The organism is Sphingobium sp. FW306-1B-F04DB (assembly GCF_058781925.1).
Genome location: NZ_JBYSXE010000008.1, coordinates 97471 through 108105 on the forward strand (window position 1 = coordinate 97471; position 10635 = coordinate 108105).

The 10635-nt window shown below is 62.0% G+C and carries 14 protein-coding genes; 5 read left to right on the forward strand and 9 right to left on the reverse strand.

Annotation, left to right across the window (positions count from 1 at the left end; translation table 11 throughout):
• Positions 1-2: 2 nt before the first annotated feature.
• Positions 3-1040, reverse strand: a complete 1038-nt coding sequence (locus AC3WJD_RS06495; protein WP_492745623.1) for a glycosyltransferase family 4 protein — start codon at positions 1038-1040, stop codon at positions 3-5.
• 5 nt (positions 1041-1045) lie between these two features.
• The gene (locus tag AC3WJD_RS06500) at positions 1046-2635 is read right to left on the reverse strand and encodes an alpha-amylase family glycosyl hydrolase (protein ID WP_492745592.1); all 1590 of its coding nucleotides are present in this window, start codon (positions 2633-2635) and stop codon (positions 1046-1048) included.
• A gap of 148 nt (positions 2636-2783) precedes the next feature.
• Here AC3WJD_RS06500 and AC3WJD_RS06505 point away from each other — a divergent pair, with 148 nt between their 5' ends.
• The 3 genes from AC3WJD_RS06505 to AC3WJD_RS06515 all read left to right on the forward strand — a co-directional run bounded on the left by AC3WJD_RS06505 (position 2784) and on the right by AC3WJD_RS06515 (position 5401).
• Positions 2784-3035, forward strand: a complete 252-nt coding sequence (locus tag AC3WJD_RS06505) for a hypothetical protein (protein WP_492745594.1) — start codon at positions 2784-2786, stop codon at positions 3033-3035.
• 140 nt (positions 3036-3175) lie between these two features.
• Complete coding sequence (locus AC3WJD_RS06510) at positions 3176-4912, forward strand: HAD-IIB family hydrolase (protein WP_492745596.1); 1737 nt, start codon at positions 3176-3178, stop codon at positions 4910-4912.
• Positions 4913-5047: 135 nt separating this feature from the next.
• Positions 5048-5401, forward strand: a complete 354-nt coding sequence (locus tag AC3WJD_RS06515; protein WP_492745597.1) for a DUF2171 domain-containing protein — start codon at positions 5048-5050, stop codon at positions 5399-5401.
• Positions 5402-5572: 171 nt separating this feature from the next.
• Here the strand turns inward: AC3WJD_RS06515 and AC3WJD_RS06520 are convergent, their stop codons facing one another.
• The 7 genes from AC3WJD_RS06520 to AC3WJD_RS06550 all read right to left on the reverse strand — a co-directional run bounded on the left by AC3WJD_RS06520 (position 5573) and on the right by AC3WJD_RS06550 (position 8754).
• Entirely contained in the window at positions 5573-6028 is a 456-nt protein-coding gene (locus AC3WJD_RS06520; RefSeq protein ID WP_492745598.1) for an energy transducer TonB, read from the reverse strand.
• A gap of 300 nt (positions 6029-6328) precedes the next feature.
• Positions 6329-6625: a YMGG-like glycine zipper-containing protein gene (locus AC3WJD_RS06525; RefSeq protein WP_492745600.1), complete on the reverse strand. Its 297-nt coding sequence runs from the start codon at positions 6623-6625 to the stop codon at positions 6329-6331.
• A 188-nt stretch (positions 6626-6813) separates the two neighbouring features.
• Positions 6814-7248 carry a CBS domain-containing protein gene (locus AC3WJD_RS06530; RefSeq protein WP_492745601.1) on the reverse strand — a complete coding sequence of 145 codons (435 nt, stop codon included), beginning with the start codon at positions 7246-7248 and terminating at the stop codon, positions 6814-6816.
• 64 nt (positions 7249-7312) lie between these two features.
• Positions 7313-7456, reverse strand: a complete 144-nt coding sequence (locus AC3WJD_RS06535; RefSeq protein WP_492745603.1) for a hypothetical protein — start codon at positions 7454-7456, stop codon at positions 7313-7315.
• 5 nt (positions 7457-7461) lie between these two features.
• Positions 7462-7944, reverse strand: coding sequence for an aminoacyl-tRNA deacylase (locus tag AC3WJD_RS06540; RefSeq protein WP_492745604.1), 483 nt, complete (start codon positions 7942-7944; stop codon positions 7462-7464).
• Positions 7945-8038: 94 nt separating this feature from the next.
• On the reverse strand, positions 8039-8332 hold the full coding sequence (locus tag AC3WJD_RS06545; RefSeq protein ID WP_492745606.1) for a DUF3175 domain-containing protein: 294 nt from the start codon (positions 8330-8332) through the stop codon (positions 8039-8041).
• 134 nt (positions 8333-8466) lie between these two features.
• Positions 8467-8754: a hypothetical protein gene (locus AC3WJD_RS06550; protein WP_492745607.1), complete on the reverse strand. Its 288-nt coding sequence runs from the start codon at positions 8752-8754 to the stop codon at positions 8467-8469.
• A gap of 309 nt (positions 8755-9063) precedes the next feature.
• Between AC3WJD_RS06550 and AC3WJD_RS06555 the strand changes: the two genes are divergently transcribed.
• Together AC3WJD_RS06555 and AC3WJD_RS06560 are read left to right on the forward strand one after the other, a co-directional pair.
• The gene (locus tag AC3WJD_RS06555) at positions 9064-9861 is read left to right on the forward strand and encodes a DUF6538 domain-containing protein (RefSeq protein ID WP_492745608.1); all 798 of its coding nucleotides are present in this window, start codon (positions 9064-9066) and stop codon (positions 9859-9861) included.
• Positions 9862-9884: 23 nt separating this feature from the next.
• Positions 9885-10635 (forward strand): IS256 family transposase (locus AC3WJD_RS06560; RefSeq protein WP_492745610.1); only part of this gene is annotated, 751 nt, incomplete at its 3' end.

The following is a 10635-nucleotide window of genomic DNA, read 5'->3' on the forward strand; positions in this document are numbered from 1 at the left end:
ATTCAACCCCGGCACGGGCTGATCGCGGGCGCGCGGGCCAGCACGGCGCGGTAGAGCGCCAGATAGCGATCCGCCATCTGGCCGACCGTGAAGCGGGCCTCGACTGCGCGCCTGCAAGCGGTGCGATCGATTTCCGCCAGCCTTCCGATCGCAACGACGGCCTGGTCCAGAGTATCGACGAGAAAGCCCGTTACGCCATGCTCGATGAGTTCGGGCATCGCGCCGCGGCGATAGGCGATCACCGGCGTGCCGCAAGCCATCGCCTCGATGACCGATAGCCCGAACGGCTCGTCGAAATGAATGAGATGCAACAGCGCCTTCGCCTCGCCGAGGACGCTCAGACGTTGCTGCCCGCCTATGCTGCCAAGATAGGAAACCGTATCGCCGTCGATTGCGGGCGCCACGTCGCGCGCATGATAGGCCCGGTCCTGGACGATGCCCGCCATGACGAGGCGGTGACCAGTCGCGCGGGCCGCTGCGATCGCATCGACGGTGCCCTTGTCGGGATGGATGCGGCCGAAAAAGAGGAGTGCCTCGCCACGGTTGGGATTGAAGGGAAATTGCTCGACCGGGATGCCGTGATGGATGGTCGCCGCATATTCGAGCTCTGGATGCCGGTCGGCGTCGCTGATCGCGACATAATGAACGCGATCCTGGTAGCGTTGGAAAATCGGCAGGATGCGTTCGGACGAGAAGCCGTGAATGGTCGCGACCATAGGCGTGTCCACCAGCCGCGAAAAGGCGAGCGGCATGAAGTCGGCCTGGTTGTGGATGAGGTCGAACGCATCGGCCCGTTCGAAGAGGCGCGCAATATGGATGGCTTCCCACACCTTGGCATCCAGAGCCGGATCCTCGGAATAACCGCAGGGAACAATCGCCTCGAGCCTGGCGGCCGTCACGGAGTTGACGGTCGCGAAAAGCGTGACGTCGATGCCGCGCGCGACCAGCGCCTCGGTAAGCTGGCTGGTCACGAGTTCCCAGGGGCCATAGTCGCGCGGCGGCGTCGCCCAGGAAATGGGCGCAAGCATCGCGACCCGCATGGCGCTCATGCGAACACCCTCACGACCACGCCCTCATCGGGCGCAAGCGTCAGACTGCGTGAAGCGGTCACCGGACGGTGGGCCAATGTCGAGACGAGCATTTCGCTTTGACTGGCGCCCTCCGGCAGATCGAAATTTTGAGGTTCGCCACTCAGGTTGAGCAGGACGAGCAGATGCTCATCAACGGCACGACGCTCATAGGCCAGCAAATCTTCGGGTGAATCGAGAAGGCTTATGGTGCCGTCCGCAAGCGCCCGATGCTCGCGGCGGAGCGCGAGCAGGCGCCGGTGGAGCCCCAGCATCGAATCCGGGTCCCCATTTTGCGTTTCAACGTTCCGCACATGCCAGTCGCTATTGAGCGGCAACCAGGGTTCGACATCGCTAAATCCGGCATGCGGAACGTCCCCTTGCCAAGGCATGGGGGTGCGAACGGGATCGCGGCCGAGACCAAGACCCGGTTCGCGAAACTCGCGCGGGTCGCGGACCCGCTCCGGCGGAATATCGACGGACCCGATACCCAGCTCATCGCCATAATAGAGCGTGGGCGTTCCACGAAGGGTCAACAGCAGCATCGCGGCGACGCGTGCCTGTGCCTTGCCGACCCTTGCTGCGATGCGCGGCCGGTCGTGATTGCCCAGCACCCAGTTTGGCCAGGCGCCGGACGGAAGCGCAGCCTCATAATCGGCGATCAGATGCGCGAGAGTCCGCGCGTTCCAGGGCGCATCGATCAACTGGAAGTTGAAGGGCATGTGTACGCCCGCGCCGTCGCCATAATATGTCATGAGTCGCTCGAGCGGCAGGTAGACCTCGCCGATGAGCAGCCGATCACCGTAGTCGTCCGCCAATCGCCGCATATCGGCTGCGATGTCGTGAACCTCGGGCTGATCGGTTGAATGCAATTGCAGAACACTATGCATCTCGCCCATGCCGGTGCGGTAATCGGGATTGGTCGGATTGTCCGGAAAGCCTTCCGCCTTGATCAGGTGCCATAATACGTCGATCCGGAAACCGTCGACGCCCCGGTCCAGCCAGAAGCGAAGCACGTCCAGCATTGCCTTGCGGACTTGGGGATTGCGCCAGTTGAGATCGGGCTGTTCCTTCAGGAAGGCGTGATAGTAATATTGGGTGGTCGCGGGATCATATTCCCATGCCGGACCGCCGAAATCGCTGATCCAGTTGTTGGGCGGTCCGCCGCCAGGCGCAGGATCGCGCCAGATATACCAGTCGCGCTTTGCGCTCGATCGCGAAGAACGGCTTTCAGTGAACCACGAATGCTGGCTTGAACTGTGATTGGGCACGAAATCGAGAATGAGCCTGATACCGCGCGCATGCGTTGCCGCAAGCAGCCGGTCGAAATCACCAAGCGTTCCGAAGAGCGGATCGATGGCGCAATAATCGGCGACATCATATCCGAAATCCGCCATGGGTGAGCGGAATATGGGCGATAGCCAGATCGCATCCACGCCCAGGCCTGAAAGATAGTCGAGCCGGCGTTCGATACCCGCAAGATCGCCGACGCCATCGCCGTTGGCGTCCTGAAACGAGCGGGGGTAGATCTGATAGATCACGCCCTGCCGCCACCAGCTTGCACCCATTTGTTCGGCCTCCGATCCACGCAATAGGACAACGCCACGCGGGCACGCAGGTTCACCGCCCCGCCCTGTTATGACGGGGAGCATATGGGAGGGATATTGCGCTTTGCGGATGCGTTCAGCGAGTGTCTCAATCAGTCGGAATACGACCATGGACATCATCGAACGGATCGCTCGCGTGCTCGCGGGATGCCACTATAGTCGAAATGCCCACGGCGCCACGCCGCCCGGCCAGAGCGCCGCCGAGCTCGTCGATGCGAGCTGGGAAGAGTTCGAGGGCGAGGCCGTCGCGGTGCTGAAGGCGATGCGCGATCCGCCTCCGGCGCTCGCCGACGATCCCGAAGCGGAGCGGGCATGGGAGCGTGTCATCGCAAGCGCGCTGGGGGTCGATCCATCAGGATGATCGGGTTTGCTGGCAATCGTCCTGATCATCGTGCTTGTGCTGCTCGGTCGCCCTTGAGCCGCAGCGTGATCGAATTCTCCCGGATGCCGTGAAAAAAGGCTGCGCCAGCGAGCCACAGCCAAGGCCGGGAACGAAAGGTCTTGCCCAAGCTTTTCCGGGACATGTTCTACGTTGCTCTGGCTGCCGACTATGACGGTACGCTAGCCCAGGACGGCCTCGTTCCTGAGACGACGATCGCATGCCTTCGCCGTTTCAGGGAAAGCGGCAGAAGGTTGATCCTGGTCACGGGGCGCGAGCTTCCCGAACTGCAGCGCCTCTTCCCGGAAATCGGCATGTTCGACGCGGTCGTGGCCGAAAATGGCGCGCTGCTTTTCTTGCCGGCTGAAGGCGAAGTCCGGTCGATCGCGCCCGCGCCGCCACCGGAACTCGTTTCGGCGTTGACGGCGCGCGGCATCGCACCGCTGTCGGTCGGCCAGAGCATTGTCGCCACCTGGTCGCCGCATGAAGGCACGGTGCTGGAAGTCGTGCACGAACTGGGGCTGGAATGGCAAATCATCTTCAACAAGGGCGCGGTGATGTGCCTTCCGCCGGGAATCAATAAATCGAGCGGACTCGCGGAGGCGCTTTCCTGCCTGAAGCTCTCGCCGGTCAATGTCGTCGCCATCGGCGACGCCGAAAACGATCACGCATTCCTGATGGCATGCGGATATTCGGCAGCCGTCGCGAACGCGCTCGAGTCCGTGAAGCGCGAGGTCGATCAGATCACTTCGAACGATCATGGTGCGGGTGTCTGCGAACTGATCGCGCGCTGGCTCGAGCAACCGGATTCATTCGGCATTCGCGCGTCGCGGCACGGCGTGCGGCTGGGACGGGCCGAACAAGGCGTCGTCCGTCTCAACGCCGCGCACAGTATCACGCTCATTGCGGGCGCCTCGGGGGCGGGAAAATCAAGTCTCGCAATGGCGCTGATCGAGCAGATTCTTGCATCAGGGACACAGATCGCTGTGGTCGATCCGGAGGGCGATTATGATGTCCTTGATGGCATCGCCCAGTTGGGATCCGCGGAACGAGCACCGCTGGTCGAGGAAGCAATCGCCCTGCTCGACCGTCCGGATGAAAGCGTGGTGCTCGGCCTCCTCGACGTCCCGATTCCGGACCGCCCTGCCTTTTTCGCTGATTTGCACGGAGCCATCAGTGCCATGCGCCCGCGCCATGGCCGACCTCACTGGTTGTTGCTCGATGAAAGTCATCATTTCTTTCCAGCAACCCAACCTGACACCATAATGTCCGGTGCCGCAGCCCTGCCGGGTTCCATCTTTATCGCCTTGAAGCCGGAAGAAATGGCCATTTCGCTGGTCAGGTCGATCAACACGCTCGTCGTGACCGGACCGGAGGCAGCCCAGGTGGTCGCAACTTTCTGCACACTGTCCGAAACCGAGATTCCGATGCTGCCGTCTCGTCCGCCGGGTGACGATGAGGTGTGGTTCTGGGACAAGGCCAGCGGCGATCCTCCATATGTGGTTACGGTCGAAGAGCCGGTGGCACAGCACAAGCGCCACATTCGCAAATATGCCGAAGGCGCCTTGAGCATCGATCGCAGCTTTTACTTTCGGGGTCCCGAAGCCCGGCTCAGATTGCGCGCACAGAATTTGATCGCATTTGTCGAGCTTGCCGAGGGTGTCGATTCCGAAACCTGGCTCCACCATCTTCGTCAGGGTGATTATTCTGCGTGGTTCCGGGACGTCATCGGAGACGACGAACTGGCCGATGAGGCGGCGATCGTCGAGCGATGCAATTCATCTGATGCAGGCACCAGCCTCGCGCTGATCCGGGCAGCGATCCAGCGGCGCTATACCGAACCGGCGGGCGATGAGTGAACTCCTCTCACGAAATCTCGGGCTCCGCATGCCGCGCGTCCCTCGCTCTCTTATCTTTGAGTGGCGACCGGCAGTTACGGCACCGGAACAAACCCAACACGCCCGGCGTTTCATTTACCTGGACAGGAGGATCGCATGGCCGATCTCAAACCTGCTCGCGGAATGCAGGTCTTAACCGCCGATGGTGAACTCATTGGCATGGTCGAAAACGGGTCGCCCGAAGGGTTCATTATCAGAAGGTTGGGCTCAGCCGACGGCGAGCTTCAGACCATACCCCATGATTGGGTGGATGCCGTCGACCGACAGGTTCGACTAAACCGGACGGGTGCCGAAGCCGCCGCCGGCCTGAAGGCACGAACGTTCGAGCGCGCGGCTCATCCTGATCACGGCAAACACGGCGGCCGGCCGGGATTCAGGATGCACTGGGCGATCTGGCTGGTCCTGATCCTGATCGCTGTCGCGATCGCCGTGTGGGTACTGATGCGATAGCCCAATTTAGGGGCAATCATCATCTGCCAGCAGCATTCCGACCTGCAAGCGCGGCGAAGATCCATAGAATGACAAATGCCGCGATGGCGAGGGGGTCCGCTTGGTGAGGCGGAAAGCCGGTCCGTTCAGTAGACCTTGGCTGAACGGTGGACCGCCGCACGCCACGTTTTCCTAGTCCCTCATCCACGAGTAATCCTCTTCCATCACCTCAGTGATGGGAAAACCCTGTTCGTCGCGCGCCGGCTTGAAGCGGTAGCGATCGACGATCACGCGACAGGTCATCGCGTCGACCTCGGGATAGCCGCTCGGCGCGATGATCTCGCATCGGTCGACGCGGCCGGAGGGACCGACCGCGTAGCGGACGCCGATCTTGAGCCGACCTGCCCCCCTGGCGGAGGCCGGAAAGTCCGAATTGCGAAAGCGGCCGCGGATTTGCCGGGCGCCGGTGAATCCCCCGCCGTCGCCGACACCCTCGCCCTGCCCCGAACCGGCGCCTCCCGGTCCTTCGCCCGTTCCGACGCCGCCCGTGCCGCCCCCCGCCGGGCTATCGCCGGTTATCACGGGCGGCACAGCGATCAGACGGGGCGGGGCCGGGATCACCGGGGCTGGTGTTGCGGCTTGCGGCAACGGCCGCGCCTTCGGGGCCGGCGCAGCGCCACCCGGTTCAGCGGACTCGCGCGGTTCTGGTGGCGGCTTGCGGGGCGGCTCAGGCGGCGGAGGGGGCTCCAGAGCGAAAACGATGGGCGGCGCGGGCTCCAAGTCGGGCGGTCCAGGCAAGGTCACCCTTAGCCCGGCGATGAACGCATAGCCCAGCAGGGCATGTATCGCCACCACGCCAAAAGCTGCGCCCACCCTGCCGGATGCCGATGATCGCCCGGCGGGGAGGCCAGCCATGCCCGCACCGATGGAGGTCGGACGCGACCCCGCCTAGTCGCGGTAGACGCGGCGACCGTTCCTATCGATGTAATATTGCCGGCCGCGGCTATCACGATACCATTTGCGCTGGCCCTCCGACGTGACCGCGCCGACGGCCGCACCGCCGACCGCGCCGATTGCCGCGCCTTCCGCGACACCAAGGCCAGGGATCACCGCACCGGCTACCGCACCGCCGACACCGCCGATACCGGCGCCGCGCAGCGCGTCGCGCGACGTTTCGTCGTGCGCGCATCCTCCAAGACCTGCGAAGGTCGCGAGGCCTGCTGCGATTAGCATTGTCTTGCGCATGTTCGCCTCCAATTTTGATGCCAATTTTGATGTAAACTCAACGCCCGGCGCCGCCATTGGTTCTACATATCGGACGGATCGTTCCGGGTATCGGGCGGACGAATGCTTAGGGGCGCGGTGAGAATCGAACCGCTGTCGATCGCGCATCTTGGCTGGCGGGCACGCCCCGCACACCTAACGTCCGCCGATCAGACGGTCTGCGAATGAAGGCCGCTGGTCCGCGTGATCTCGCAGAGCGCCTCGCCGGCACGCGGCGCCTCGCCATTGGCGGCAAGATCGCTGATCGATACGATGCCCACGAGCCGCTTCTCGCGGTCGAGGACGGGCAGGCGCCTGACCTGGATATTGCCCATATTGTCTAGCACATCGTGAACATCGTCATCGGCGAAGCAATATTTGACCTCCGCGCTCATCACATCGCGCACCGTCGTACCCGCCTCCTTGCCATTGGCTACGACGCGCACCGCGATGTCACGATCGGTGAGGATGCCGACCAGTCGATCATTTTCCCCGACGGGCAGGATACCCGCATCGATCTTGCCCATCGTCCGCGCAGCCTGCTGCACCGTTTCATCGGGATCGGCGATGCGCACCTCGCGCGTCATGCACTCGCTCACTTTCATCTCAGCCTCCTTGCGGATCGAGTTTCCCCTTTCTGTCCCGCCCAGCCGCAGCGCCCTTTGGCCGTTACAGCGCCGCCTGGATCAACGCGGCAAGAATGACCATCCCCACGAGCGCGGCGATGAAGATGGCGCGACTCCAGCGATGGCGGAGGATAATCTCACCCTGACGCACATCCTGGGCCGAATAGGTCTTTCGTTCGCTTGCCATTGTGCTCACTCCATTGTCGCCCATCGCTCGCTGAAGTGCCCATGCCGCGCCTGTCGCGTCAGGCGCTCGAATTCCTGGCCGCCCATGTGGACCAGCGAGACGTGATCGCCGGCCTCAAAATAAATGTCGGGCTGATCATCGAGACTGTTGTCGACGATCGTCGCAATTCCATATCCGGTGCCGAGCGGGGGAACCGCGCCGGGTGCGCAGTCCTCGAACACGAACTTCAGATCCTCTTCGTCGGAAAGGCGCGGCTTGCCGCCAAGATCAGCATGCAATTCAGTAAGGCTGACACGTCGGTCGGCCGGCAGCACCGCGAGCAGATGGAGATCCCCGACCTCGAGCAGCACTGCCTTGGCGATCTGCTTCGCCGGGATGCCACAGATCAGCGCGCTCTGCATCGCGGACCTGGTGGGTGCGTGCCCAACGACTTCATATTCCGCTTCCTGGTCGTCGAGAAAGGCGTGGAGTCGCGGCGCGATACTCATGGCATTCTCCAGTGCGTGTCGTTTTTCCCGCGCTCATAGGATGCAACGGAGGTGAGACTGGCCTGTTCCCACTTTCATCCTGCGCGATACACGATCAATCCCGCATTTGTTCCTTGCGCCCAAATGCCTTGCGCAACTCGTCCTTGGCCACCTCGAGGATGCGCTGTCGCTCCTTCGGCAGATTGCCGCCGGCACGATTGATATAGAAGGTCAGCATCGACATCGCCGACTGGAAGGCGCTCGTCCTTCTTCGCCGGCTGTGCTCGGCCGAATGCTTGAGCGATTTCGCGATCGCGGCGGGGTCTTCAAGCGCGAACACGCCCTGTTCGAGATTGAGCGCGTTCGAGTGCTCGGTGACGTCTTGCGACCATTTCTTTCGCTTGGCCATATGCACCCCGTCAATGGCGCTTGAAATAATGCACTTCGCGCTCGTGCTTCTCGGCCGCTTCGCGCGTCGCAAAAGTGCCGAGATTTCGGCGTTTACCCGTTTTGGGGTCGGTCTTTCGCGAATAGAGCCGAAATTCACCCGAAGGCAGTTTGCGGATCATACGCCCTCCTGTCGGCATCGCAGCCGGCAAGTCGCTCATAGTGCAGCGCGAAATCGAGCATGCGTGAGCGCACTGCAGGTTTGCGCGTCCGATTCGCAAGCCACCGACATTGAAACGCACGCGCGTTCCGATAGTCATCATCTCCAGGTTTTGCCCGGCGCAGTTGGTCGCGCGAAGTTTCGGCCGAGACATGGTCACGTTCTAAAAAATCATGGGCCAACGCGGCACCCAGGATTTCGCCATCCTGGATCATCTTCTTCATAAGAGGAATCTTCCTATCCCCTTATGAACCAACTTCGCGACAAGGAGTTTCCTATCGTTATGCTGTCCTTCGTCTGAGGAAGAGCGCCCCGATCTGAAGATCGCGCAGCAATGAAGTCAAGCTGGTGAGTGAAAAGCGAAATTTCTCGCTAAGCCGCAGAACTGCGTCTTCTCTGGCGGAGAGGGTGGGAGTCTACGCCACATGGGGTGACATACCGCATTTTCCCTGATTTCTGCCTGTTTCATCGTTGCAATGAGGTACGCATCTGAGGTACGCGTGAGGTACGCACCAACTCTCTCTGGAGTTTTCATGGCCTCTCGCAAACCCTCGCTTGGCCCCTATCTTGAATGGAACAACGGCACCATCCGCGTTTCCGTCGCCGTCCCGAGATCGCTGCATGACATCCTACCGACGCGTCTAAAGCGTTCCCTCCACACTGACAGTCCCGCCAATGCCGAACGCATCAAGCATGGCGTGGTGCAAGAATTGAAGGATCAGATCACCGCCGCCGCCCTGAAGGCCAAGCAAGGTAAGGCATCGCTCACCGGAGAGGCGCTTGAATGGCGCGAGGAAATCGATACCAAGACAGACCGCCGCGAAGCCGAGACGCTGTCGTTCCTTCTGAAGGACAGAGCCGAAGAGATCGAAAAGAAGGCGGGCCGAGCGGTGGCGCAGGAGTTCTATGAGGTCGCCAGCGGCCAAGCCACACCCATCGACGCCATGCTGGAAACCTATCTCGCAACCAGCGGTCTCCGGCCCCGTAGTTTCGACGAGGCCCGCCGTGCTGTTCGCGTCTATCGGGAGTGGAGCGCTGCAGCTGGCGCACCGCAGACTATCGAAGGCCTCAACCGCAAGGTGGCTGGTCGTTTCGTATCAGAGCGGCTCCTGACCACGATCAGCCGCAAGACCACGGAGAAGTACCTGTCATTCCTCTCGGGCTACTGGAAGTGGCTCAAGGGCAAGGGATATGTTGAGGAGAGCCCGTGGAGCGGTCAGCTGGAGGGCGTCGGCAAGGGGAAGACCAAGCGGGCAAACATCGCCGCTGCCGGGGCGAATGGCTCGAACGGCAAGGGAACTGTCAGGAATTTTGTGCGCGAGGTCATATAGATGGATAAGAAAGGACCATCGATATGGCGATCGACAAGGATGTGCTGGACCAGCTTCTCGCTGGGCGTGATCCGCAGGAGCTGTTCGCGAAAGACGGGTTGCTCGACGAGTTGAAGAAGGCGTTGTCGGAGCGGATGCTCTCGGCCGAGCTGGACGATCATCTCGAGACAGAAAGCGCCGAAGGCGCAACTTTCAATCGGCGCAATGGCTCGTCGAAGAAGACGGTGCTGACGGGGACGTCGAGGCTGACGCTGGATGTGCCCCGCGACCGCGCGGGCACCTTCGATCCCAAGCTGATCGCCAAGTATCAGCGCCGCTTTCCCGACTTTGATGACAAGATCATCTCGATGTACGCGCGCGGCATGAGCGTGCGCGAGATCCGCGGGCATCTCGAAGAGCTTTATGGGATCGACGTGTCGCCCGACCTGATCTCGACGATCACCGATGCCGTGCTGGAGGCCGTTGCCGAGTGGCAGGGTCGACCGCTCGACGCCTGCTACCCGCTGGTCTTCTTCGACGCGATCCGGGTCAAGATCCGCGACGAGGGCTTCGTCCGCAACAAGGCGGTCTACATCGCGCTCGGCATCCTGCCCGATGGCACCAAGGAGATTCTGGGCATCTGGATAGAACAGACCGAAGGCGCGAAGTTCTGGCTCAGGGTCATGAACGAGCTCAAGAATCGCGGTGTCGCCGATATCCTGATCGCCGTCGTCGATGGCCTCAAGGGCTTCCCCGACGCGATCAACGCGGTCTTCCCCGAGACCGTCGTCCAAA